22 protein-coding genes are annotated in these 23359 nt (G+C 62.1%); 16 read left to right on the forward strand and 6 right to left on the reverse strand.

Going from position 1 to position 23359, the window contains the following annotated elements; genetic code table 11:
- The first annotated feature begins 45 nt into the window (after window positions 1-45).
- The 4 genes from surE (at window position 46) to C495_RS13235 (ending at window position 2538) form a co-directional block, all read left to right on the forward strand.
- Window positions 46-852, forward strand: a complete 807-nt coding sequence (surE, locus tag C495_RS13225; RefSeq protein ID WP_008163733.1) for a 5'/3'-nucleotidase SurE — start codon at window positions 46-48, stop codon at window positions 850-852.
- Between the two features lie 398 nt (window positions 853-1250).
- Window positions 1251-1640, forward strand: coding sequence for a helix-turn-helix transcriptional regulator (locus C495_RS13230; RefSeq protein WP_008163735.1), 390 nt, complete (start codon window positions 1251-1253; stop codon window positions 1638-1640).
- 245 nt (window positions 1641-1885) lie between these two features.
- Window positions 1886-2032, forward strand: a complete 147-nt coding sequence (locus C495_RS17330) for a DUF1328 domain-containing protein (RefSeq protein ID WP_008163736.1) — start codon at window positions 1886-1888, stop codon at window positions 2030-2032.
- A 113-nt stretch (window positions 2033-2145) separates the two neighbouring features.
- The gene (locus tag C495_RS13235) at window positions 2146-2538 is read left to right on the forward strand and encodes a hypothetical protein (RefSeq protein WP_008163739.1); all 393 of its coding nucleotides are present in this window, start codon (window positions 2146-2148) and stop codon (window positions 2536-2538) included.
- A 66-nt stretch (window positions 2539-2604) separates the two neighbouring features.
- Here C495_RS13235 and C495_RS13240 read toward each other — a convergent pair whose 3' ends face one another.
- Entirely contained in the window at window positions 2605-3159 is a 555-nt protein-coding gene (locus tag C495_RS13240; RefSeq protein WP_008163741.1) for a GMP synthase subunit A, read from the reverse strand.
- A gap of 241 nt (window positions 3160-3400) precedes the next feature.
- Between C495_RS13240 and C495_RS18130 the strand changes: the two genes are divergently transcribed.
- The gene (locus C495_RS18130) at window positions 3401-3574 is read left to right on the forward strand and encodes a DUF7556 family protein (protein ID WP_008163743.1); all 174 of its coding nucleotides are present in this window, start codon (window positions 3401-3403) and stop codon (window positions 3572-3574) included.
- 78 nt (window positions 3575-3652) lie between these two features.
- The gene (locus C495_RS18135; protein ID WP_008163745.1) at window positions 3653-3790 is read left to right on the forward strand and encodes a hypothetical protein; all 138 of its coding nucleotides are present in this window, start codon (window positions 3653-3655) and stop codon (window positions 3788-3790) included.
- Between the two features lie 156 nt (window positions 3791-3946).
- On the opposite strand, the gene pan1 is transcribed toward C495_RS18135, so the two are convergent.
- Window positions 3947-5164, reverse strand: a complete 1218-nt coding sequence (gene pan1, locus C495_RS13245) for a proteasome-activating nucleotidase Pan1 (protein WP_008163747.1) — start codon at window positions 5162-5164, stop codon at window positions 3947-3949.
- A 126-nt stretch (window positions 5165-5290) separates the two neighbouring features.
- Between pan1 and C495_RS13250 the strand changes: the two genes are divergently transcribed.
- The 3 genes from C495_RS13250 (at window position 5291) to rad50 (ending at window position 9662) form a co-directional block, all read left to right on the forward strand.
- On the forward strand, window positions 5291-5560 hold the full coding sequence (locus C495_RS13250) for a MarR family transcriptional regulator (RefSeq protein ID WP_008163749.1): 270 nt from the start codon (window positions 5291-5293) through the stop codon (window positions 5558-5560).
- Window positions 5561-5658: 98 nt separating this feature from the next.
- On the forward strand, window positions 5659-6987 hold the full coding sequence (gene mre11, locus C495_RS13255; RefSeq protein WP_008163751.1) for a DNA double-strand break repair protein Mre11: 1329 nt from the start codon (window positions 5659-5661) through the stop codon (window positions 6985-6987).
- Complete coding sequence (gene rad50 / locus C495_RS13260) at window positions 6984-9662, forward strand: DNA double-strand break repair ATPase Rad50 (RefSeq protein ID WP_008163753.1); 2679 nt, start codon at window positions 6984-6986, stop codon at window positions 9660-9662. Before mre11 ends, rad50 begins: the two co-directional genes overlap by 4 nt.
- Window positions 9663-9788: 126 nt before the next feature.
- Here rad50 and C495_RS13265 read toward each other — a convergent pair whose 3' ends face one another.
- The 3 genes from C495_RS13265 to C495_RS13275 all read right to left on the reverse strand — a co-directional run bounded on the left by C495_RS13265 (window position 9789) and on the right by C495_RS13275 (window position 11141).
- The gene (locus tag C495_RS13265; RefSeq protein ID WP_008163754.1) at window positions 9789-10271 is read right to left on the reverse strand and encodes a DUF7346 family protein; all 483 of its coding nucleotides are present in this window, start codon (window positions 10269-10271) and stop codon (window positions 9789-9791) included.
- A 67-nt stretch (window positions 10272-10338) separates the two neighbouring features.
- Window positions 10339-10857, reverse strand: a complete 519-nt coding sequence (locus C495_RS13270) for a DUF7322 domain-containing protein (protein WP_008163757.1) — start codon at window positions 10855-10857, stop codon at window positions 10339-10341.
- A gap of 98 nt (window positions 10858-10955) precedes the next feature.
- Window positions 10956-11141, reverse strand: a complete 186-nt coding sequence (locus C495_RS13275) for a DUF7331 family protein (protein WP_193788014.1) — start codon at window positions 11139-11141, stop codon at window positions 10956-10958.
- 120 nt (window positions 11142-11261) lie between these two features.
- Here C495_RS13275 and C495_RS13280 point away from each other — a divergent pair, with 120 nt between their 5' ends.
- From C495_RS13280 to C495_RS13310, 7 genes are all read left to right on the forward strand, one after another.
- Window positions 11262-15227, forward strand: coding sequence for a DNA polymerase domain-containing protein (locus C495_RS13280; protein ID WP_008163760.1), 3966 nt, complete (start codon window positions 11262-11264; stop codon window positions 15225-15227).
- Window positions 15228-15461: 234 nt separating this feature from the next.
- Window positions 15462-16370 carry an ABC transporter ATP-binding protein gene (locus tag C495_RS13285; RefSeq protein WP_008163762.1) on the forward strand — a complete coding sequence of 303 codons (909 nt, stop codon included), beginning with the start codon at window positions 15462-15464 and terminating at the stop codon, window positions 16368-16370.
- Between the two features lie 61 nt (window positions 16371-16431).
- The gene (sufB, locus tag C495_RS13290) at window positions 16432-17862 is read left to right on the forward strand and encodes a Fe-S cluster assembly protein SufB (protein ID WP_008163763.1); all 1431 of its coding nucleotides are present in this window, start codon (window positions 16432-16434) and stop codon (window positions 17860-17862) included.
- A 1-nt stretch (window position 17863) separates the two neighbouring features.
- A complete protein-coding gene (gene sufD / locus C495_RS13295) occupies window positions 17864-19081 on the forward strand; it encodes a Fe-S cluster assembly protein SufD (protein ID WP_008163765.1) in 1218 nt (405 codons plus the stop codon).
- 159 nt (window positions 19082-19240) lie between these two features.
- Window positions 19241-20326 (forward strand): hypothetical protein, encoded by a 1086-nt coding sequence (locus C495_RS13300; protein WP_008163768.1) that lies wholly within the window; start codon window positions 19241-19243, stop codon window positions 20324-20326.
- Between the two features lie 72 nt (window positions 20327-20398).
- Window positions 20399-20893, forward strand: coding sequence for a ferritin family protein (locus tag C495_RS13305; RefSeq protein WP_008163771.1), 495 nt, complete (start codon window positions 20399-20401; stop codon window positions 20891-20893).
- 118 nt (window positions 20894-21011) lie between these two features.
- Window positions 21012-21446, forward strand: a complete 435-nt coding sequence (locus tag C495_RS13310) for a metal-dependent transcriptional regulator (RefSeq protein WP_008163773.1) — start codon at window positions 21012-21014, stop codon at window positions 21444-21446.
- A 16-nt stretch (window positions 21447-21462) separates the two neighbouring features.
- Here C495_RS13310 and C495_RS13315 read toward each other — a convergent pair whose 3' ends face one another.
- Window positions 21463-23283, reverse strand: coding sequence for a phospholipase D-like domain-containing protein (locus C495_RS13315; protein WP_008163776.1), 1821 nt, complete (start codon window positions 23281-23283; stop codon window positions 21463-21465).
- Window positions 23284-23359 lie beyond the last annotated feature (76 nt).

Here is a 23359-nt window from a genome sequence, read left to right on the forward strand (position 1 = left end):
CGAAAAAGCGGTGGCCTTTTCGCGCCCCCCTCCAACGTGAGTCATATGAGCGACCCCCTCGAGATCCTGCTGACGAACGACGACGGGATCGACAGCACCGGCATTCGGGCACTCCACGATGCACTCACCGAACACGGCAACGTGACCGTCGTCGCTCCAGCAAACGATCACAGCGCCTGCGGGCGCGCACTGTCACACGAGGTCGACGTCAGCGACCACGAGCTGGGGTACGCCGTCCACGGAACGCCCGCCGACTGTGTCGTCGCCGGGCTGGCCGAACTCGGGCCGTTCCCCGACATTGTCGTTGCGGGCTGTAACAAGGGGGCGAATCTAGGCGAGTACGTCCTCGGCCGCTCGGGGACGATCAGCGCCGCGGTCGAGGCTGCCTTCTTCGACGTCCCTGCCATCGCGACCTCGATGTACGTCCCGGCTTCCGGGTCGTCGCTCAGCGAGATCGATCTCACTGCCGACGACTACGCCGAAGCGACGCGGGTGACGAGCTATCTGGTCGATCACGCCCTCGAGGCCGGCGTCTTCGATCACGCTGCGTATCTCAACGTCAACGTCCCACTGGCTGACGGCGAACCAGCCCCCTTCGAGGTCACGCGCCCCTCCAAACGGTACGAGATGGACGCCGAACGCGACGGGGATCGGGTGCATCTCAAGGATCGCGTCTGGGAACGGATGGACCCCGAGACGCTGCCCGATCCCGAGGGAACGGACCGTCGAGCCGTCGTCGAGGGTCGGATCAGCGTCTCTCCGCTGACCGCACCTCACTCGACGAACCACCACGAGGCGCTCACCGCACTCGCGGAGACGTATCCGGCGGCGGTCGATCAGCAGTCGCCGTAACTCACAGCAATCGTTCAGGACTATTCGTGACTGTCCGCACGGCCGACCGCCGTGCGACCGAACTGATTTGTATTGGGATGGTGAATCCCAGAGTATGACGAGCGTCGAGATCGAATACGGCGTGCCGTGTGGGTTCCTCGAGGCTGCTGAAGACCGCCAGCATGCCCACCAGTCGACGGTTGGTGACTGCCTGTGACGGCCGCTGTCGATCGGCGCGCGTGTCGAGTCGGTGACGTGATAACTGACTTGCGGGTCGCAAGGCCGTCGCTATTCGCCGGCGGTAGCGTTAGCAAACTCAGACGACGACTATCAGCGACAGGGATCGATATCGAATGAAACACAACAACAAGGTAGCTGCGTGTTCGGCGAACGGCAGTTTCCACGGAACGTGATCACTAATGGTATTCAATGCACTCTGGACCCGGCTTTCGTCTCTCTGGTCGACGGATTCGGCGGACGAACAGACAGGCGGCGAGTCGACAACCGAAGACGCGGACGACGGCACTGACGACGAAACGTTGAGTTATGCAGAGGAGATCGAGTACGGTGTCGACGAGCGGGAACTTCCCGATGAGGACAAAATTCTCCGGCTACTGGTCAAACGTGGCGGGCGCGTCGACCACGCAACTGTCCAAGAAGAAACCGGCTGGTCTGACGATCATCTGGCCGAAGTTATCACCAGTATGGAAGACGACGGGCAGGTCAGTGCGATCACCGTCGGCCGGAAACAGGTGATCTGCCGGCGCGGATTCGAACCCAAGGGCTATCGCTCCCATCTCAACGAATGAGCGTCCGGTAGGGTAGCCCGTCATCCAACGAACGCCGTGAACGGCCCCCATCGCTGTTTGAGGGAACTGTGGCACTGTCGAGACGACGCTGGTGGACGAACTCGAGCCCCAACTGAAGGACACACCCATCACACTGTCCACGGCTCTCGCCAAGACTGTTCTCGAGACAGTATCATCTCTTCCTGACCACCTGTTCGGCGTATTCAGGCCGAATCGACTTCCGTCGACCGGCCGTTGGTCCATCTATGCTTGAACTTGCACTGCTGTTTTTCGTGATCGCACTCATCGCCGGGGCACTCGGCGCAACCGGCGTTGCAGGGCTCACCATGGCGATCGCGAAGTGGCTGGTCGCGATCTTTCTCGTCCTCGCAGTCATCTCGCTGCTGCTGTAGCCGTCGCCGCCATCCCCGGCGCGTCTGTCGACCGAAAGGCGGGAGTCTTAGGGATCCAGTCACAACCTCCGTGTACAGATGCGTACTAACACCGACGACGCGGGGTGGCGTCGATGATCCTCGACGATTCGGCGGGAACCGCAGCCGAGTACGAGGCGCTCGCCGACGCGCTCGAGGACCTCCGCGATGAAGTGGCGGACGAACCGATCAAAGCGTCACGACTCGAGGGGCTGTTCGACGAAGCCACCACGAGCGACCCGAAGATCTGGAACACCGTCACCGCCTTCATCGACCTCGAGGACGGCGAGGCGGTGATCACCGAGGAGTCGAAACTCGCCCGTGGAAAGTGGGCTCCCGAGATCGTCGACGACTGTGATGCGATGCTCACCGTCGACATCGAGTACGGGCAGATGCCCGACGCGTTCGCATACAGCGTCGTAAAGAAGCTAGATGCACAGATTGAGGACGCACGGGAACGGGCGGCTGCCGCTCGAGACGACGAGTAACGGACTCGAGTGTCGGTCCTGCGCCGTTCGGTCGCTTGGCGGCCGCCAGCGCTCCCGAAGACAGAGTTAGCGTGTGTTGCAGATCTCGAGGAAGTTCTCGAAGATCGCGTCGCCCTCTTCGGTGTGGGCGACTTCCGGGTGCCACTGGACGCCGTAGAGGTCGCGGTCGGTGTCGCTCATCGCCTCGACGCCACAGACGTCGCTTTTGGCGGTCAGCTCGAACCCGTCGGGGAGCTCTTTGACCTCGTCGGCGTGGCTCGCCCAGACGCGGGTTTCGGGGTGAAGCGAGCCCGTCAGTGGGTCGTCTGCGTCGAGAATGTCGACGTTGACATCGGCGTAGCCGCCGTACTCGCCGCTGCCGACGCGGCCGCCCAGTTCCTCGGCGATCAGTTGCATTCCCAGACAGATGCCGAGCACTGGCACGTCTGCCTCGAGGTAGTCTGCGGAGTTGCCGATCCGGTCCATATCCGGCCCGCCCGAGAGGACGACGCCGTCGGCGTCGACGTCTTCGGGTGGCGTCTCGTTGTCGATTAGCTCCGTGTCGACGCCGAGGTCGCGAAGCGCCCGGCGCTCGAGATGAGTGAACTGTCCGTGGTTGTCCACCACGACGATCTTCGTCATTGAGTGGCCATAGCCAGTCACTCGGTAAAAACGGTCCGGAACACGTTCTATGCCCGAAACGACGCGACCCGATATCCGTTTTAGTCGTGTCCAACACCACTCACAGCTGAATACGTCTCTGTCCAACTATCGGGCGTATTTGTGTGGTTTTTGATCCATCTTGGGTATCCGCTCGAGTTTTCCAACCGCTTTTGTGTGCTATACCAAAACACTCATACATCCGTCTGGAGTATCCACGGGTATGACACTCGAGGGCGAGTCCGTGGGTAGTCAGTCGGAAGCCGACAGCAGTGTCGTCGCTGCGATCGACGAGATCGATGGCCGTTCACACCTCGTTATCGCGGATATCACTCGAGATGACGTCTGGCTCTCGATGCCGGAGCGAAACGCCGTCTCGCTCGAGATGTGGCAGTAGCGTGGCTGTCGCGGGAGTGGTGTCACGATCGTCCCCGGTTCCGGTACGTTTATGCGTGTTTCGCCGGAGAATACACGTATGGCAGTCGATCTCAGTGAGTTCGAGCATCCTTCGTGGGTTACCGCCGGCGGGACAGCGATCGGGTATCTACTGATACTCGCCGTCTTAACGGTCGCATTGTTTGTCGTTCCGTGGCTGATTTTCGCGGCGCTGTAGCGGGCCGGGTGACGGTGGCCGACTCGACCCGAACACCCTAGTCTCTTGTGTCGACGTCGACGCCAAATCACCGCCCTCTTGTGCCGGAAACCGAGCGTCCTCGCCAGTTACCGACGGCGACGCTCTCGAGCGGTGTGCAGAGAAAAGAACCGACGATCAGGCGAACGTCTTGGAGACGTCTTCGGTCTCGTCCGAGTCGGCCTGGACTTTCTCCCAAGCGTTGCGGAAGTCCTCCATACGGATTTCGGTCCGGTCGTCGCGGATGGCGAACATCCCGGCTTCCGTACAGACGGCCTTGACGTCGGCACCAGAGGCCGATTCGGCTTCTTCGGCCAGTTCCGCGAAGTCGACGTCGTCAGCGACGTTCATTCCACGGGTGTGGATCTCGAAGATGATCTCACGACCGTCCTGATTGGGTTTTGGCACCTCGATGAGACGGTCGAATCGACCGGGGCGGAGGATCGCGCGGTCGAGCATATCGAACCGGTTCGTGGCGGCGATGATGCGGATCTCACCGCGTTCCTCGAAGCCGTCCATCTCACTGAGAAGTTGCATCATCGTCCGCTGCACCTCGGCGTCGCCCGACGTTTTGGACTCCGTTCGCTTGGCGGCGATGGCGTCGATCTCGTCGATGAAGATCACGGCGGGTTCGTGCTCGCGGGCGACCTTGAACAGGTCACGGACGAGCTTTGCTCCCTCACCGATGAACTTATGCACCAGTTCCGAGCCGGCCATCTTGATGAAGGTGGCGTCGGTCTGGTTGGCGACGGCTTTCGCGAGCATCGTCTTTCCGGTACCCGGTGGCCCATAGAGCAAGACGCCACTCGGGGGGTCGATCCCGACATCGTCGAACATCTCGGGTTTCTCGAGGGGCATCTCGACGGTCTCGCGGACCTCCTGCATCTGTTCTTCGAGCCCGCCGATGTCCTCGTAGCTGACGTCGGGACTTTCGGTGACTTCCATCACGCGGGCACGCACGTCAGTCTCGCTCGAGAGACTCTTCACGATAGACAGCGAGTTGTTGACGGCGACCCGGTCGTCGGGGTTGATCTCTTCGCGAAGCTCGTCGGTAACCTCCGTCAGCGCCTCCTGGTTGTTGCCGTGCTGTTTGATAATGACGCCTTCGTCCGTGATCTCTTGGACGGTGGCGACGAACAGCGGGGACTGCTTGAGCTTCTTGTTTTCGTGTGTGAGTCGCTCGAGTTTCTGCTGGTACTTGTTGTTCTCGGCGTTGGCATCGAGGAGCTTGTCTCTCATCTCCTCGTTTTGCGCCTCGAGGATCTCCAGCCGTTCCTCGAGCGCCTGGATCTTCTCCTGTTGGGACGCCTCGTCCTCGTCGTATGGGAGGTCGACGTCGTCCACAGTGTCGCTCATCACCCGTCCTTTGGGTGTTGCTTCATAAGAGGCTTCGGGTAGGGGGGCACTTACTCACGAAATATAACCAATGCGCATTTATCGAAACAGAAAATATTATCACCCTGTATTCGAAACAGTGAGGTGATGAGTGCTTCAGAGTCGTTGCGACACGAGGCCGAACCGCGGGGGACGTGGGATGACGTCAGAGAGCTGCCGCCGAGTGCGAAACTCGTCGCGAAGGTCCTCGAGTACAACGACACGATGACCCAACAGCAGATCGCCGACGAGACGCTTCTTCCGTCCCGAACCGTTCGATACGCACTGAACCGTCTCGACGAAGAAAACGTCATCGACTCGCGATTTTCGTTCTCGGACGCCCGCAAGCGACTCTACAGCCTCGACATCGACGAGTAACGTCCGCCGGTCTCCTCGATTTGACGCTCGAGCGGTTTCGCTTCACTTTCACTTCGGTCACGGAACCCCTTTAGGACACGCTTGCCAATCACGTGGCAATGACACGGGTACTCCATACGGGCGATACACATCTCGGGTATCAGCAGTACAACTCGCCCGAGCGACGCCAGGATTTCCTCGAGGCGTTCCGTTCCGTCGTCGAGGACGCCGTCGCCGACGACGTCGACGCCGTGATCCACGCCGGCGACCTCTTTCACGACCGTCGGCCGAGTTTGGTCGACCTCCAGGGCACCGTCGAAATCCTTCGGACCCTCGCCGACGCCGATATTCCCTTTCTCGCCGTCGTCGGCAACCACGAGGGTAAACGCGACGCCCAGTGGCTCGATCTTTTCGCCGATCTCGGACTGGCGACGCGACTCGGTGCCGACCCCGAACTGGTCGACGACGTGGCCGTCTACGGACTCGACTTCGTCCCCCGATCACGACGGGACGACCTCGAGTACGAGTTCGCTCCCGTCCCCGAGGCAGCCGACCACGCAACGCTCGTGAGCCACGGCCTGTTCGAGCCCTTTGCCCACGCCGACTGGGACACCGAGCGACTCCTGACCGAATCGACAGTCGAGTTCGACGCCGTGTTACTCGGCGACAACCACAAACCCGACACCGCGGAACTGCTCGACACGTGGGTCACCTACTGTGGCTCGACCGAGCGCGCGAGCGCGAGCGAACGCGAGGACCGGGGCTATAACCTCGTCGAGTTCACCGACGATGCCATCTCGATCAGTCGCCGTGGTCTCACCGAGACCCGCGAGTTCGTCTTCGTCGACGTCGACCTCGCCGAGGACGAAGGGGTCGACCGCGTCCAAGAGCGCGTTCGTGAGTACGACCTCGAGGACGCCGTCGTCATCGTGACGATCGAAGGAGACGGGCGACCGATTACGCCGGCGACGGTCGAGGAAGCAGCCATCGACCGCGGCGCACTCGTTGCCCGCGTCAACGACCGCCGAGAGCTGCCCGACGATGACGAGGAGCTGTCGGTCCGCTTTGCCGATCCCGACGCGGCCGTTCGCGACCGCGTCCGCGAACTGGGCCTCAGCGATGCCGCTCTCGAGATCGACGAAACCGTTCGGAACGACGATCTGGTCGACTCGAACGTCCGCGAGACCGTCGAACGGCGTGTCCGGGATATCCTCGAGGACGACGTTGCTGCGTTCGATCCGGCTCCGGACCGCGAGCCCGACGACGAGGACGTGACGACGGTCGCAGACCAGCTCGCCGACGGCGCTGCGACCACGACCGACGCTGCCACTGCTTCCGAGTCCGATGGTGACGCCGCTTCGACTGGCGGCGACGAACAAACCGAAGGCACGGCCGCGGACGGCGAGCGCGGGGCCGAGGACTCGACCTCGCTGGGTGATTTCGCATGAGAGTCGACCGTCTCCGGCTGCTGAACTTCAAGTGCTACGAGGAAGCCGAACTCGGACTCGAGCGGGGTGTCACCGTCGTCCACGGCGTCAACGGCAGCGGGAAATCGACGCTGCTCGAGGCCGTGTTCTTCGCGCTGTACGGCTCGAAGGCGCTGGATGATCGCACCTTAGACGACGTGATCACGACCGGCGAGGACGAAACGGAGGTCGAACTCTGGTTTACCCACGACGGTCGCGAGTACCACATCGAACGCCACCTCAAACTCCGGGGCGATCGGGCGTCGACAGCGAAATGCGTCCTCGAAACGCCCACCGAGACGATCGAGGGGGCTCGTGACGTCCGCCGCGAGGTAACCGAACTGCTCCGGATGGACGCCGAGGCGTTCGTCAACTGCGCGTACGTCCGGCAGGGCGAGGTCAACAAGCTGATTCACGCCTCACCGAGCGATCGACAGGACATGATCGACGACCTGCTTCAGCTTGGGGCCCTCGAGGCCTACCGCGAGCGGGCCAGCGACGCCCGACTGGGCGTCAAGACGGTTCTCGACGGCCAGCAGGAAGTCCTCGAGGACCTGCACAAACAGGTCGAGCAGAAAGAAGGGAAGGAGCTTCACGAGCGCCTGAACGGCCTCGAATCCCGCCACAACGACGTTCGCGAGGAGATCGACCGCTTCGAGACACAACGTGAACAGGCCCGAACCACCCTCGAGAACGCCGACGACGTCCTCGAGCGCCACGCGGAGACCCGCGAGGAGATCGCAACCCTCGAGGACGAGATCGACTCGTTGCGATCGAAGATTTCAGAGACCGAGCGCAAACGCGAGGATGCCACAGCCGAGATCCGTGAACTCGAGGACCGACGCGAGGAACTCGCCGCGGAACGCGACGACCTGCTGGCCGAGACCGATCTCGAGCCCGACGCCGACGACGCAGTCGAGGCACATCTCGAGACCCTCGAGGCACGCGACGATGAACTCCGGGACGAACTCGAGGACGTCCGCGTTTCGATTACGGAGACGAACAGCGAGATCGAACGCTGTCGTGAGCAGGCCGAGACCCTCGAGACGGAAGCCGAGGCTGCCCGCGAGCGGGCCGCGGACCTCGAGGCGAAACTCGAAGCCGACGAAACGGCTATCGTGGAGCGCGAACGCAAACTCGAGGACCTCGAGGCCGACATCGATGCCGAACGCGAGCAGTTCGCCGACGCACCGGTCGACTTCGGCGAGGCCGAAACCCACCTCGCAGCACTCGAGACAGAGCGCGAGGCGCTAACCGACGAGATCGGCGACGTTACCGCCGACATTCGGACCGTCGAGAACGCGATCGAGGAGGGCGAACGACTGCTCGAGGAAGGGAAGTGTCCCGAGTGTGGCCAACCCGTCGGGGACTCGCCACACGTCGACGTGCTGGATGAAAAACGCGAGGAACTCGCAGAACTCGATGATCGACTCGAGGCCCTCGAGGCCGACCGCGACGAGCTCGACGATCGGTTGGAGCGCGCCGAGACCCTTCGTGAGGCCGAGCGGACGGTCGAGCAACTCGAACAAAACCGGGACAACATCGAGCAGTTGCTCGCAGAGAAACGCGACACGCTCGCGGAACGCCGTGAGCAACGCGAACAACTCCGCGAGGAGGCCGAGACGAACGAGGCCGACGCCGAATCGAAACGCGCCACTGTCGCCACCCTCGAGGACGAAGTCGCCGACTACCGAGCCGAACTCGGCGCGATCAACACCGAACGCGGTGAGATCAAAGACACCCTCGAGTCGCTTCAGCGTCTCGCCGAGATCAGCGACGACCGCGACGACCTCGCGAACGAAATCGACACGCTGCGCGAGCGCCGTCAGGACTGGCAGACGATGAACGACGAGCGCCGCGAGACGCTCTCGAGCAAACGCGACCGCAAGCGAGACCTCGAGTCGGCGTTCGACGAGGACCGTCTCGAAACCGCCCGCACGGACAAACAGAACGCCGAGCAATACATCGAACAAGTCGATTCGAAACTCGAGGAGCTCGAGTCCAACCACGACAATCTACAGAACGCGATCGGGGCTGCCGAACGGGAACTCGAGGAACTCGAGGAGCTTCGTGAGCGTCTCGAGGGCGTCAAAGAGCGGTGTGAGCGCCTCGAGTCGCTGTACGACGAAGCCGAGACGCTGCAGGCGACGTATGGCGACCTGCGCGCGGAGTTGCGCCAGCAAAACGTCGAGACGTTAGAGCGGCTGCTCAACGAGACGTTCGAGTTGGTCTACCAGAACGACTCCTACGCCGCGATCGACCTCGACGGCGAGTATCGATTGACCGTCTACCAGAAAGACGGCGAAACGCTCGAGCCCGAACAGCTCTCGGGCGGCGAGCGGGCGCTGTTCAACCTCAGCCTGCGGTGTGCGATCTATCGGCTGCTCGCCGAAGGGGTCGAGGGAACGGCCCCGTTGCCGCCGTTGATTCTCGACGAGCCGACCGTCTTCCTCGATTCGGGTCACGTCACCCAACTCGTTTCGCTGATCGAATCGATGCGCGAACTCGGCGTCGAACAGATCGTCGTCGTCAGTCACGACGAGGAACTCGTCGGGGCGGCGGACTCGCTCGTCCGCATCGAGAAAGATGCCACGTCGAACCGCTCGCGACTCGAGCGTGGTGAGCCGCCCGAAGCGGAACTGCTCACCTCGGACTGATCGGGACAGTGGTTGGCTGTGGCGCTGAGACGGATTGCTGTCCCGATGTCTCACCGATCGCCAGCACGGGTCGGCGATCGGCGGTCAGTGACGGCAGTACCGTATGAACCACACTCGAGGCGGCGCTTATGAACCGGTGTCAGCGGCTTCGTCCGCCGGCCCGGTGGCTGCGTGGACCTGTTCCGCGTCCGTCGAGAGCTGTTCGAGTGCGATCGCCCCGCTCTCGGTCAGCCGGTAGCCACGCTCCCCGGCGACCTCGACTTCCTCGAGCAGGTCAGCAGCTGACAACACCGTGAGCCGACCGTGGAGGTCGCGCTCACAGAAGTCGTACTCCCCGAGCAGTGTGCGGATACCGAGTGGACCGCGGTTCTCGAGTTCGACCAACAGGCCAAGCGTCGCCTCGTCGTGGACGTTCGTCAGGAGCGTCCGGACCGGGTCTGAGATGGTTCGAGCCGCGATCTCGAGGGCCGATTCGTCGGTGTCGTCCTCGAGGCGGTCGTTCTGGATGTAACACTCGTTGCCGTTCTGTGGATTTCGAACGAGGCTGGCATGTTCGGAGCGTTTGAGAAGCAGATACCGTTTGCCGGTGTCATCGTGGACGGTTTTCATGATCGGTGTGCTCGTCCGGTGATTGATGTACGGAGACCGCTATTGAAGTAGTTTCGCCTGCATCCCGCTACGTTGAGTTGGGGGGCCGTTCGTCGTCGGTACTGGCCTCCTCGGCGGTCTCGAGACTGGAGTCGGACGGTGTCTCGAGGTCGTCGTCGGCGTCGTCTGCCGTGGGGTCGTCGTCGGCGTCGTCTGCCGTGGCATCGTTCGTCCGCTTGAACGTTCGGTAGCGACGAACGGCGAAGCCGGTGAGGGCGAGCCCGACGGCCCCAAGAGAGGCGCTGTAGGTGAGTTCGCCGTCGAAGATTAGAAAGAGGAGAGCGAGTGCAAACGCCAGGACAACAGCGTTGACGACGAGGACGAGCGCCCAGAACTGTGTGAGTAACTCGCTGTCGACGTCGCTGTCCGCTGTCGAGAACTCGGGGTCGACGTCGTCCTCGAGTTCCGATTTGAGATCCGACCGCAGATCGGAGCCCGCATCTTCGGTCGCCACTCGAGGAATGGTAATGGAGTCACTGTCGGGGTCTCTGAACTCCGCTTCGGGATCGTACTCGTCGGGTTCGTGCTCGGATCGGTCGGCTCCCACACTCGAACGGTGGACAACGACTCAAAAAAGCGTTCGTGTTCGATCGTTGCTCGTGTCGAGAACAGTCGAACAGCAGCGCTGATCGGTCGCCGGGACTATCAGGCGACTTCTGAAAGCGAAAAGATCTGCGAGGTTTCGACCCACGCAAGCGGGTTCTCGGCGTCATAGAAGACGACACCGTCGTCCGTTTCGTAGGACTCGACCGTCGCGGTGCCCGCTGGTTCACTACGTGGCTCGCTACGATCCGTCGTGTCGTCGTTGACGTGGGTGGACACTTCAATCACCTATCTCCATGGTATGTGTTACCACGTTATATGTCTTGCTGCACCTGCAATACTCGGACAGCCCGGATGCAGCAGTCGAATTGAGGGGGTTTTTACCCGGTCACTGCCAACTTCGGAACCATGACTAAGGCGGGCCAGACCGGACTCTCGGAGTTTTCTCAAGAGCCCGACGAGCGACCGGACGCAGAGGCAGTCGCCGTCGCGGGCAACGGTGGATCGAACGCTGGCGAGGTGATCGACGTCGTCGAGGAAACGCTCCCCGAAACCGACGGCGACCTCGAACTGGCCGTGATGCAAGTCGACTACACCATTGCCGGCTACGGCGACGAGGAACGACCGATCATGCACGTCTTCGGCCGGACCCCCGACGGCGAACTCGAACACGTGCAGGTCGTCGGTTTCAAGCCGTATTTCTACGCGCCGACGGACTCACTCGAGCGCCCACCCGAAGAGCAGTACGATCGCCTCACTGGCAGCCGCGAGGTCGATGCGGACGGCAAGCCGTACGAAAGTATTCGTGGCGAGAAACTGACCAAAATCTTCGGGCAGACGCCCCGAGACGTCGGGCAGGTGCGTGATGAGTTCCAGCACTTCGAAGCCGACATTCTCTTTCCGAACCGGTTTCTGATCGACAAAGACGTTCGTAGCGGCATCCGCGTGCCCGAACGCCGGGCCGACGACGGCTCGCTGGTGGTTCCCCACGACGAGGTCGAATCCACGGCCGTCGACGCCGACCCGCGCGTCTGTACGTTCGACATCGAGGTCGACGACCGCTCGGGCTTTCCCGAAGACGGCGAGGAGCCGATCGTCTGTCTCACCAGCCACGACTCCTACCGCGACGAGTACATCATGTGGCTCTACGAGGCCCCGATCGGCGACGGCCCGATTCCCGATGCGATCACCGACTACGAGCCAATCGAGGGCGAGATCGAACACGAGGTCCGGAGCTTCGCGGAGGAGGAAGCGATGCTCGAGGCCTTCGTCGACTACATCCGAGACACAGACCCCGACGTCCTGACGGGTTGGAACTTCGAGGATTTCGACGCCCCCTATTTCCTCGACCGCCTTGAGGAACTACAGGGTCCCCACCACGACTACGATCTCGAGATCGACCGCCTCTCTCGAGTCGACGAGGTCTGGCGCAGCAACTGGGGTGGCCCCGACATCAAGGGCCGGGTCGTCTTCGACCTGCTGTATGGCTACCAGCGGATGGTCTTCTCCGAACTCGATTCCTACCGCCTCGACGCCGTCGGCGAGGCCGAATTAGGAGTCGGAAAAGAACGCTACACCGGCGACATCGGCGACCTCTGGGAGGACGACCCCACCCAACTGCTCGCGTACAACCTTCGGGACGTCGAACTCTGTGTCGAACTCGATCGCCAACAGGAGATCATCCCGTTCTGGGACGAAGTGCGCGCCTTTGTCGGCTGTAAACTCGAGGACGCCCCTACACCCGGTGACGCGGTCGACATGTACGTCCTCCACGAGGCCCACGGCCGCTTTGCCTTACCGTCGAAGGGCCAACAGGAGGCCGGCGAGGAGTACGAAGGTGGCGCGGTGTTCGACCCGATCACGGGCGTCAAAGAGAACGTCACCGTCCTCGACCTGAAGTCGCTGTACCCGATGTGTATGACGACGGTCAACGCCTCGCCGGAGACGAAAGTCAACCCCGACGAGTACGACGGGGAGACCTACGTCGCCCCCACCACCCCCGAGCCGATTCACTTCCGCAAGGAACCCGACGGCGTCATGCGCGAAATGATCACCGAGTTGCTCGCCGAGCGCGAGGAAAAGAAGTCGCTGCGAAACGAGTACGAACCGGGTTCACTCGAGTACGAGCAGTACGACCGCCAGCAGGGTGCGGTAAAGGTTATCATGAACTGCTTTACGCCGGACACGGACGTCTTGACTCCCGACGGCGTGCGCAATATCACTGACCTCGAGATCGGCGACGAGGTGTATTCACTCGATCCGGAGACGGAGCAACTGGAGATCAAGCCAGTCGTCGAAACCCACGCCTATCCCGACTACGACGGCGAGTTGATCGACATCGAGACGAGCAAGATCGACTTCCGTGTCACGCCGAATCACCGAATGCTCGTCCGAAAGAACGAGACGAACGGGATCACCGAAGACGAATACGACTTCGTCGAGGCCGGCAATCTCGATCGGGCGACGAACTACGAACTGCCCCACGACTGGGACGGGCCGGATGGTGAGGAACTCGAGCACGTCGATCTCACGGAACTGATCGACGGCGAGTACGAAGTCTGGGTTCGACCGTCCGTCCACGGCCACACGTTCACCGCCGAGCTCGGGTGGACACCGCGTCGCGTGCCGAAGGCTGATGTCGGGAAGACGGGCTACGTCTTCACCGCCGAGGAGTTCGAGGAACACCGCGAATACATCGAAGAGGTCTGTGAGATGAGCTACATCCACCGTGAATCCGGCCGAAAATGGATCCCACGGACCTACGATGGCGACGACTTCCTCGACCTGCTCGCGTGGTTCGTCACGGAAGGGAATATCTACACCTCCGAAGACAAACAGTTCGGCGAGAACTTCCGCGGGTCGGCGACGACGATACAACTCGCACAAGACAAACTGCCTGTCACTGACGGTGGTGTCGACCACCACACGACGATCGGCACCCTGCTCGACGAGATGGGATTCGATTACTACGTCGACGACCGCTCGTATTCGGTGACGTCGAAACTCCTCGGAAACCTCCTGACATCGCTCTGTGGCGATGGCAGCTTCGAGAAACAACTCCCCGGCTTCGTGTTCGAGTGCAGCCGTCGGCAGAAACGACGATTCCTCGAGGTCCTGATCGACGGTGACGGCGATCGACAGACGAACGCGTGGCGATACACGACCTCGAGTGAGCGGCTTCGCGACGACGTGCTTCGGCTCTGTGCACATCTCGGGCTGACGGCCAACTACAACCGCGATAGCGGCTCGTGGCGAATCTACGTGACCGAAGGTTCGAAGAACACACTTCGAATGCACCGCAGTTCCGCCCAAAGCACGGCCGAAAACGGCGTCTACTGCGTCACCGTTGCGGACAACCACACGCTGCTTGCAGGCCGGAACGGCACGTTCCAGTTCGTCGGCCAATCGTTGTACGGCGTGTCCGGGTGGGAACGATTCCGTCTCTACGACAAAGAGGCGGCAGCCGCGATTACAGCCACCGGACGCGAGGTCATCGAATTTACCGAGACTGCCGCAACCGAACTGGAGTATCAGGTTGCATACGGTGACACCGACTCGGTCATGCTCGAGCTCGGCCCCGACGTCCCAAAAGACGACGCCCTCGAGCAATCGTTCGAAATCGAGGAGTACATCAACGAACGCTATGATGACTTCGCACGCGACGAGCTCAATGCGGAGTTCCACCGCTTCCAGATCGAGTTCGAGAAACTCTACCGACGGTTCTTCCAGGCAGGCAAGAAGAAACGCTACGCCGGCCACATCACGTGGAAGGAGGGCAAAGACGTCGACACGATCGACATCGTCGGCTTCGAGTACCAGCGCTCGGACATCGCCCCGATCACCAAGGAGGTCCAGCACAAGGTCATCGAGATGATCGTCAAAGATGGCGACGTCGAGGGGGCAAAGGAGTACGTCAACGGCGTCATCGAGGACGTCCGTGCGGGCGACATCTCGCTCGAGGAGATCGCCATCCCGGGCGGAATCGGCAAACGACTCGACAACTACGACACCGACACGGCACAGGTTCGCGGCGCGAAGTACGCCAACCTGTTGCTCGGCACGAACTTCCAGCGTGGCAGCAAGCCCAAACGACTGTATCTGGATCGCGTTGATCCGCGCTTTTTCGAGCGACTCGAGGCCGAGGAAGGGTTCGACGCCCGCACTGATCCGCTCTACGGCGCGTTCAAGCGCGATCCGGACGTGATCTGCTTCGAGTACGACGACCAGATCCCCGAAGCGTTTGAGGTCGATTACGACACGATGCTCGAGAAAACGCTGAAAGGGCCGATCGAACGCATTCTCGAGGCACTCGGCGTCTCGTGGGAGGAAGTCAAAAGCGGGCAGGAGCAGAAGGGACTGGACAGCTTTATGTGACCGCCTCGGAGTTCGAGGCGAACACCACCGTGAGCAGCCGTCTTTTGGGCTGAAACTGAGGTCGTCGTAGAACCCTCAGTATGACGGGGATTTGCTGGTCAGGTCGGTCCGAACACGTCAAACAGAACCTTCCGTTTTCGTTTTATGAAATAATCTTCTCCGATTGGAATCGTATGCAATCAGATACGAAACCGTTATCAGTCATACGACCTACGGTTTAGGTGACAGAGTACTATGGCACGTCTCGAACTAAACAACCTGCACGCGGAAGTAGCAGAGGGCGACGAGAAGATTCTCGAGGGCGTTAACCTCGAGGTCGAGTCGGGCGAGATTCACGCGCTGATGGGTCCAAACGGCTCCGGGAAGTCGACGACCGCGAAGGTCATCGCTGGCCACCCGGCCTACGAGGTCACCGACGGCGAAGTCCTGCTCCATCTCGAAGAGGACGAGTTCGGCGAGGAGATCGAGATCGACGAGGACCAGCGAACCTGGAACCTGCTCGACCTCGAGCCAAACGAGCGTGCCGCGCTCGGCATCTTCCTCGGCTTCCAGTATCCAGCCGAGATCGACGGCGTCACGATGACGAACTTCCTTCGCACGGCGCTCAACGCCAAGATCGAAGAGCGCGAAGAGCTCTTCGAGGGCGAGGAAGGCGACGACGAGGACGAAGCAGACGAAGGCTTCGAGACCTCGCCGATGGAAGGCCCCGCAGACGAGGGCGAAGTCGGCGTCGCCGAGTTCCAAGAGATCCTTCAGGAGAAGATGGAAGCGCTCGACATGGACGAGCGCTTCGCCCAGCGCTATCTCAACGCTGGCTTCTCCGGCGGTGAGAAAAAACAGAACGAGGTCCTGCAGGCAGCTATCCTCGAGCCGTCGATCGCCGTCTTAGACGAGATCGACTCCGGGCTCGACATCGACCGCCTCCAGGACGTCTCCGCCGGCATCAACGCCCTTCGCGACGAGCAGGGCACCGGCATCCTCCAGATCACCCACTACCAGCGCATCCTCGACTACGTCGAGCCAGATCACGTCCACGTGATGCTCGACGGCCAGATCGCCAAAAGCGGCGACGCCTCGCTCGCAGCGGAACTCGAGGACAAGGGCTACGACTGGGTCCGCGAAGAGGTCTACGGCACCGCGTAACCGAATCCGGCTAGAACAACGGTAATAACCCTACAGCCGTAACCATAGACACAATCAAATTATGAGTTCCGAACAAGATCACCTCAAAGAAACTGACACTGAAGCGCGGTTCGAGTTCAAGAAAGAAGAGCGCTCGGCCGTCAAATCGGACAAGGGCCTCACCGAAGAGGTCGTTCGACTAATCAGTGAAGACAAAGACGAGCCAGAGTGGATGCTCGAGCGCCGTCTGCGTGCGCTCAAGCAGTACCAGAACATGCCGATGCCGACGGACTGGCCCGGCCAGCCGGACCTGACCGAACTGGACATCGAAGAGATCGTCCCGTATATCCGCCCGGACGTCGACAAGCGCGAAGGCGTCGACGACTGGACGGAGCTGCCGGACGAGATCAAAGACACCTTCGACAAATTGGGCATTCCGGAAGCCGAGAAGAACGCCCTCTCGGGCGTCGGTGCCCAGTACGAGTCGGAGGTCGTCTACCAGAACATGCAAGAACAGTGGGAAGAGAAAGGCGTCATCTTCATGAACATGGACCGGGCGGTCCAGGAACACCCTGAGATCGTCAAGGAACACTTCATGACGACGTGTGTCCCCCCAAGCGACAACAAGTTCGCCGCACTCCACGGTGCCGTCTGGTCCGGCGGCTCGTTCGTCTACGTCCCCGAGGGCGTCACCGTCAACATGCCCGTCCAGGCGTACTTCCGGATGAACTCGGAAGGGATGGGCCAGTTCGAGCACACACTCATCGTCGCCGAGGAAGGCTCCGAAGTCCACTACATCGAGGGTTGTTCCGCGCCGAAATACGGCACGCACAATCTGCACTCGGGTGGTGTCGAAGTCTTTGTCGGCGAGGACGCACACGTTCAGTACTCGACCGTCCAGAACTGGTCGAAGAACACGTTCAACCTCAACACCAAACGCGCCATCGTCGAAGCGAACGGCACGATGGAGTGGGTTTCGGGCTCGATGGGCTCGAAAGCGACCATGCTCTACCCATGTTCGATCCTCAAGGGCCGCGGCGCGACCGACACCCACATCACCATCGCCTTCGCTGGCGAGGGCCAGGACATCGACACCGGCGCGAAGGTCTACCACAACGCGCCCGAGACGAGTTCGACCATCGAATCCAAGTCGATCTCGAAAGACGGCGGCCGCACCAACTACCGTGGCCTCGTCCACATCGCCGACGGTGCCGAGAACTCCTCGACCGCCGTCGAGTGTGACGCGCTGATGTTCGACAACGAATCGACCTCGGACACCATGCCGTACATGGAGATCGAGGAGTCGAAAGTCGACGTCGCTCACGAGGCGACCGTCGGCAAGATCGGCGACGAGGACATCTTCTACCTCCAGTCGCGCGGACTGGACGACGACGACGCCAAGAAGATGATCGTCGCCGGCTTCATCGAGCCGATCACGGAGGAACTGCCGATCGAGTACGCGGTCGAACTGAATCGCTTGATCGAACTCGAGATGGAGGGAAGCCTCGGATAATATGAGCACGACGCAGGTACACGCCAATCTGACCGACGAACAGGTACGCGAAATCAGCGGGAACTTAGACGAGCCCGAGTGGCTCCTAGAGACCCGTCTCGAGGCACTCGAGGCGCTCGAGGAGCTCGACATGCCCGACGTCATCCGCACGCCGGGTCGAGACTGGACGAACCTCCACGAACTCGACTTCGAGTCGCTCGTGGACCCGCTAAACGCGGCCGAAAACAAGGATCAGGTCGGGCCCGACGAAGTCGACGTCCTGCCGTGGGCCGAGGCCGTCGACGAGCACGAGGAACTCCTCAAAGAGCACTTCGGCTCGATTGTCGATCCTCAGGAGAACTACCTGACGGCGCTGTCGACGGCGCTGTTTAGCACCGGGACGGTCGTCTACGTCCCCGAGGGCGTCGACGCCGAGGACGTCACCATCCGCACCGAGCAGAACTCCCGCTCGCTGTTCAACTACACGCTCGTCGTCACCGAGGAGTCGTCTTCGGTCACGATCCTCGAGCGCCAGTCCACCGGCGAGGAACAGGCCGAACAGTACTACAGCGGTATCGTCGAAATCGCCGCCGGCGAGAACAGCTACGTCCAGTACGGCAGCCTCCAGAACCTCTCTGAGGACGCCTACAACTTCACCGTCAAGCGTGGTGTGACGGACACGTACGCGACGATCGACTGGATCGAGGGCAACCTCGGCACCCAGTTGACGAAGACCGAAGTCTCGACGGAGCTCAACGGCGACTCCTCGGAAACCCAGATCGTCGGTGCCTTCTACGGCCACAACGACCAGCACTTCGACCTCGATGTCAAGGTTTGGCACCGTGCCGAGCACACGACGGCCGACCTCGTCACCCGTGGCGTCACCGACGACGTCGCCCGCTCGGTCTACGAAGGTGTTCAGGACGTCGGCCGCGACGCCTGGGACACCAGCTCCTACCAGCGCGAGAACACGCTGATGCTCTCCGACGAGAGTGAGGCCGACGCCTCACCGAAGCTGATCATCAACAACCACGACACCGAGGCCAGCCACTCCGCGACGGTTGGTCAGATCGATGCGGAGGACCTGTTGTACATGACCTCCCGTGGCGTCGATCCACGCTCCGCACGCAACATGCTCGTCGAGGGCTTCTTCGTGCCCGTCCTCGAGGAAGTCGACGTCGACGAACTGCGCGAGGACTTAGAAGACCTCGTCGCCGCGCGACTTCGCCAGCGAACCTAAGCGGGTCTCCCCGGACACCCGTTCTCGAGCGAGGACACGCGTCCGAAGCGAGTTTTTTCGCACGCGCCACCGGATCGAACTGTCTCCGAACGCACGGCACTGCTCTCGAGAGCCATCGGTGTCCCGACATCCACGGTGTCTGACGACGACTTTTGTACGATGATCCGGTACCCTCTGACGATGCGGGCCCTTTCCGTCGAACTCGAGGACGAACTCGTCGACGTACTCGAGGCCGAGCGAGAGCTGTTCGGCTTCGAGAGTCGCCAAGCGTACGTCCGCTGGATCATCGACCACCGCGGGTCGATCACTGCCGAACCCGAGCCCACGACGACAGCACTCGAGGCTGCTCACGAGCGGCTCGCGACGCTCGAGCAGCGGCTGGCGGCAGTGACCGACCGAGAAGCGACACCAGCGCCAACACACGCCCGGTCGGCCGGAGATGACTGTTCGATCGTGGGTGACGACTCGACCGATTCGACCGGCTCGACCGGCGAGTCGCCACCGACCGCGGTAGACTCACACCACACTGATGACGGGTGGACGCGCCCGAAAAGCGATCCGTCGGTCGAGGTTCGAGGCTCACCCCGGACAACCGTTTCCCGTGAGTCGCCCGCCATCACGTCGACCGACTCGCCTGACGGCCGGGAACGCGACCGCGCCGACTCGTCTGTCACCGACGCCATGCGTGCGTCGGATCAGGACCGATCACCGGCGTGTGGTCGTCGGTCGGAATCGGAACACGACGCGACGCCGGAGACGAACACACAACCACTCTCTCCGGAACGCGTCGTCCGTATTCCGGGCGACCCCATCTCGGAGGACGCCGACGTACTCGAGACGGTGGAGTTCGACCGACTCGATGAACTCTCCCGGCGAGCGATCGCAACGACACGCAAGCGCCTGAACAGGGAGGTCCAGACCGGCCTCGAGTACACTTCATCGACGCGACTTGCGAGCGACGGGATCAGACCCGGCGAAGAACTCGCCGATCTCGAGGCGCTTTCGCTTCCGGGACGGTCGTCCGAGACGCTCGAGCAACGTCGTCGTGCCGTCGGTCGCGCGCTCGCATACGTGCGAGACGAGGGACGCGCACGTCGTTCGGACTTCATCAAGGCGCTCTATACGGAATGTCCGGCCGAATACGAGACCGCAGACGGCTGGTGGCGATGTATCAAGGCAGGGCTGAAGCAGGTCGACTGCGTCGACGGGGGCGAGGGGACCCGTGTCTGGCGGTATCGACGCTGAACCTCGTGCCGGTGGCCGAACCGAACGTATCGAGTAGGGACGGTTAAGTATCAGGGGCCCGGACACCGTCGTATGAGTTTGGGACAGCGTGTCTCGAGCGACAACCAGCTGACCCGACTCCTTCAGATCGGGGTTGTGTTGGAAGAGCTCGTCGAGTCACGTGCCGCCCACCACCTCGAGTCGCTGCCACCGACCGAACGGACTGCAGTCGACGAGGCGGTGCGCGAGTTGCTTGCCGAAGCTGCCACGGAGTCGGCCGACCACCGAGAACGACTCGAGGCCCTGATCGAGGATCTCGAGGCCGAGACGGTCCCGTACGAAGAGATCAACGCGTTGGTCGACGCACAGTACGGGCCGCCGGAGGATACCGACGGCGTCCTCTACGATCAGCTGGCAAACGAGGAGACCGCATACAAGTTCTACGACGATCTGATCGAGGCGATCGAAGCCTCCGACGCCGAGTTCGCGATCGACCGCGACCGACTGCTCGAGACGCTGACCGAGATTCGCGAAGACGAACGCGAAGGCGTCGAAGACGTGACCGAGATCATGGAGCAACGAGCATGATCGGACACGCGGCCGCTGTTCCCACCACACCGTGTCGAATCGGATACTGTATGGACGCCCGGGGGCTGTTACGCCGGCGAGAAACCACTGCAACAGACGGTCACGACCGAGGGATGCAATGAATACCGCAGATCAGTATCTCAAAGCGATCTATCTCGCACAACGAATCGAAGAGGGGCCTGCATCGACCGGCACGCTCGCTGACTTACTCGAGGTCAGTCCAGCAAGTGTCAACGAGATGGTCGGGAAACTCGAGGACCGAGGGTTCGTCGACCACGAGAAGTACAAGGGGGCAAGCCTCACCGACGAGGGACTCGAACGTGCACACAACGCCCTCCAAACCTACTGCATCATCGAACGGTTCCTCGCGAACGTCCTCGAGGTCGATGAGTTCCGTGATGAGGCACGTGCCTTAGAGAGCGTCATCGACGACACCGTCGCCGAGCGCCTCGACACCATTATCGACCGACCCAGTGACTGTCCGGACTGTTTCGATCCCGAACGGGATTACTGTGAGCGACTCGAGGTCGGGCCTGACGGCTGTGCGGACTGAGCCGCGGCGCTCTGTGCTATGACTTCGCGTGTGATTCTGTCTCGCCGAAACGCAGATATCTGTACCCGACGAGCGCTGCGACCGCGAGTGCAGCGACGATGGTGGCACTGATTCCGAACGGCAGCGTCCACTGGCTTCGGCCGCCGGCCCAGTCGTCGTCGAAGACGGCTGCGTAGTAGGCCGCGATCTCAGTCCCGTGGACCGCAAGGAGCACCTCACGGTTGTTCTCGAACGCATTGTCGTTCCAGTTGGCGCTGCCGACGACGGCAACCTCTCGGTCGATCACCACACCCTTGGCATGGATCTTTTCGAACCGGTCGGTCTCCTCGACGAGTCTGGCCTCGAGCGGGAGCGATTCGTCGGCAGCCAACTGCTGTAGCTCCTGTGCAAGCGCCTCGTTCTCGGCTTCGTGATACCACGTCGAATCGAGCAGGAGCCTGACGTCGACGCCACGGCGGGCGGCGTCGATCGTCGCCTCGAGGACGGCCACATCGTCGGCGACACTGGCCTGTTTGACGAGGATTTCGTCGTCTGCCTCGGCCAAAAGCTCCACCAGTCGTCGCTCGGCGTTGTCCGGGGCTACAAGCAGTTCGGCGTCGTCGATGGGGACCGTCGTCGGTTCGTACTCGCTGGGTTGGGTGTGTGTCGCCGCCCCGACGCCGTCATCGTCGACGAACGTGGTCGTGTCTCGGTGGGTCGAACTCGACTCGGTGTCCCACCCCTCGTAATCGGCCCGAAACACCGTTGCGAGATCGGCCGCGAGGCGCTCGCTCTCGAGGCGAACACCCCAGCCACGGCTCGAGGCCCCACCGATACCTGACGGCTTCCAGTTCTCGCTCGTAACGAGGACCGTGTCGTCGGCGACGGCGTACTTCGGATGGTGATACCGATATCGGGCCCCCTCACCACCGATGACACGCACGTCGACGCCGCCAGCCTCGAGTGTCTCGAGAACCGGCTCGGTCGCCTGTGGCGTGCCACCGACGGGGCCGGACTCGAGCAGGACCGCGACGTCGACGCCGCGGTCGGCGGCCGCGACGAGTTCGTCCGCGATCTCACTCGAGGTGAACGTATAGCCCGCAAGCAACAGTCGATCGTCGGCTTTCTCAAGCGTCTCACGTGGGAGGTCGGGGGCGTCGGGCAGGACGAACGCCGTCGCCTCGTCGATATCGTGACTCGAGACAGGGAGACAGGTCGCGTCTCGAGGGTGCCAGCTCCCGTCGGCTGGGTCGGTCGGCTGTGAACCGGCAGCGACCGCGCCGCCGTCGGTTCGGTACCATCGTTCGGCTGTCGGCGCGCGGTCGTAGGAAACCGTATCGATGACGGTCGTTCCGTTTCGCATCTCGAGTGTGTCGCCGTCGACGGCGAGGCGGAGCGTGCCGTCGAACTCGAGCACAGGGTGGTCAGTCAGCCCATCGGTCGCGTCCGGATCGCTGCTCAGCGCGACGGGGCCGGAGACGGTGCGGTTGGGAAGGGCAGCGGTCGTGTGTCCATCGGTGATCGTCCAGTTCTCGAGTGACGTCGCTTCCGGCGTCTCGAGGACGAGATACTCGCCGACGTTACCATAGGTGGTTGGATTGGGATAGAGTTCGACGATTCGGGGACCGGTGTCGGTTGTATTCCCTGCTGTCGCCGTCGCGTTCGTCGTGCTCGTCGCCCCAGTCACACCGGGGGGACAAGGTGGGCCGTTTTCCGAATCGTGTTGTGGGTCGATCGACGGGGGCGCGTTCGTCGTGGCGTCGGCTGTCGTGAACCCGAACCCTGCCGTCACAGTCGCGACGAACCCGACGGTACCGACCACGACGAGCACGACGTACGCGAGCCGTCGGCGCTCCATCGGGCCGTCTGGCCGCCCCTTCTACTATAAACCCTCGGCTCCAGCGCCGGATGAGAGACGGCGTCCGTCAGACGGA

Origin of the sequence: Natronorubrum sulfidifaciens JCM 14089 (genome assembly GCF_000337735.1) — an archaeon.
GTDB classification, from domain to species: domain Archaea; phylum Halobacteriota; class Halobacteria; order Halobacteriales; family Natrialbaceae; genus Natronorubrum; species Natronorubrum sulfidifaciens.

What these genes read in the sequence shown, in the direction of transcription:
- surE (WP_008163733.1), top strand. Translation starts at nt 46, where the DNA reads ATGAGCGACCCCCTCGAGATCCTGCTGACGAACGACGACGGGATCGAC.
- C495_RS13230 (WP_008163735.1), top strand. Translation starts at nt 1,251, where the DNA reads ATGGTATTCAATGCACTCTGGACCCGGCTTTCGTCTCTCTGGTCGACG.
- C495_RS17330 (WP_008163736.1), top strand. Translation starts at nt 1,886, where the DNA reads ATGCTTGAACTTGCACTGCTGTTTTTCGTGATCGCACTCATCGCCGGG.
- C495_RS13235 (WP_008163739.1), top strand. Translation starts at nt 2,146, where the DNA reads ATGATCCTCGACGATTCGGCGGGAACCGCAGCCGAGTACGAGGCGCTC.
- C495_RS13240 (WP_008163741.1), bottom strand. Translation starts at nt 3,159, where the DNA reads ATGACGAAGATCGTCGTGGTGGACAACCACGGACAGTTCACTCATCTC.
- C495_RS18130 (WP_008163743.1), top strand. Translation starts at nt 3,401, where the DNA reads ATGACACTCGAGGGCGAGTCCGTGGGTAGTCAGTCGGAAGCCGACAGC.
- C495_RS18135 (WP_008163745.1), top strand. Translation starts at nt 3,653, where the DNA reads ATGGCAGTCGATCTCAGTGAGTTCGAGCATCCTTCGTGGGTTACCGCC.
- pan1 (WP_008163747.1), bottom strand. Translation starts at nt 5,164, where the DNA reads ATGAGCGACACTGTGGACGACGTCGACCTCCCATACGACGAGGACGAG.
- C495_RS13250 (WP_008163749.1), top strand. Translation starts at nt 5,291, where the DNA reads ATGAGTGCTTCAGAGTCGTTGCGACACGAGGCCGAACCGCGGGGGACG.
- mre11 (WP_008163751.1), top strand. Translation starts at nt 5,659, where the DNA reads ATGACACGGGTACTCCATACGGGCGATACACATCTCGGGTATCAGCAG.
- rad50 (WP_008163753.1), top strand. Translation starts at nt 6,984, where the DNA reads ATGAGAGTCGACCGTCTCCGGCTGCTGAACTTCAAGTGCTACGAGGAA.
- C495_RS13265 (WP_008163754.1), bottom strand. Translation starts at nt 10,271, where the DNA reads ATGAAAACCGTCCACGATGACACCGGCAAACGGTATCTGCTTCTCAAA.
- C495_RS13280 (WP_008163760.1), top strand. Translation starts at nt 11,262, where the DNA reads ATGACTAAGGCGGGCCAGACCGGACTCTCGGAGTTTTCTCAAGAGCCC.
- C495_RS13285 (WP_008163762.1), top strand. Translation starts at nt 15,462, where the DNA reads ATGGCACGTCTCGAACTAAACAACCTGCACGCGGAAGTAGCAGAGGGC.
- sufB (WP_008163763.1), top strand. Translation starts at nt 16,432, where the DNA reads ATGAGTTCCGAACAAGATCACCTCAAAGAAACTGACACTGAAGCGCGG.
- sufD (WP_008163765.1), top strand. Translation starts at nt 17,864, where the DNA reads ATGAGCACGACGCAGGTACACGCCAATCTGACCGACGAACAGGTACGC.
- C495_RS13300 (WP_008163768.1), top strand. Translation starts at nt 19,241, where the DNA reads ATGATCCGGTACCCTCTGACGATGCGGGCCCTTTCCGTCGAACTCGAG.
- C495_RS13305 (WP_008163771.1), top strand. Translation starts at nt 20,399, where the DNA reads ATGAGTTTGGGACAGCGTGTCTCGAGCGACAACCAGCTGACCCGACTC.
- C495_RS13310 (WP_008163773.1), top strand. Translation starts at nt 21,012, where the DNA reads ATGAATACCGCAGATCAGTATCTCAAAGCGATCTATCTCGCACAACGA.
- C495_RS13315 (WP_008163776.1), bottom strand. Translation starts at nt 23,283, where the DNA reads ATGGAGCGCCGACGGCTCGCGTACGTCGTGCTCGTCGTGGTCGGTACC.